This is a genomic window from Bacillus sp. SIMBA_154, assembly GCF_046536015.1.
Taxonomy (GTDB): domain Bacteria; phylum Bacillota; class Bacilli; order Bacillales; family Bacillaceae; genus Bacillus; species Bacillus pumilus_P.
Genome location: NZ_JAWJBV010000609.1, coordinates 1 through 240, shown reverse-complemented (window position 1 = coordinate 240; position 240 = coordinate 1). Strand labels below are relative to the sequence as shown.

1 protein-coding gene is annotated in these 240 nt (G+C 41.7%); it reads left to right on the top strand.

The window, feature by feature from the left end; translation table 11 throughout:
- Positions 1-143, top strand: a 143-nt coding sequence (locus tag R0K30_RS23340; protein WP_410613392.1) for a 2Fe-2S iron-sulfur cluster-binding protein, incomplete at its 5' end; no start/stop codon positions are given.
- Positions 144-240 lie beyond the last annotated feature (97 nt).

Below are 240 nucleotides of genomic sequence, written 5' to 3'. Positions count from 1 at the left end.
ATGCTTTAGTGAATACTGAGCCGAATGCAAGTGATGACACGATAAAAAATTGGCTGGAGTCCAATATTTGCAGATGTACCGGTTATAGGGAGATTGAAGAAGCGGTTAAATCCGTTTTACATACAGGGAAAGGGACTTCTTAGTTCGTAACCGTAAAAAAAGAGCCCAGAGAATCATCCCTGAACTCCATATTCTTCACTTCATATACCGATACTCCCGCAGTTTCTCCAAAATCGCCAC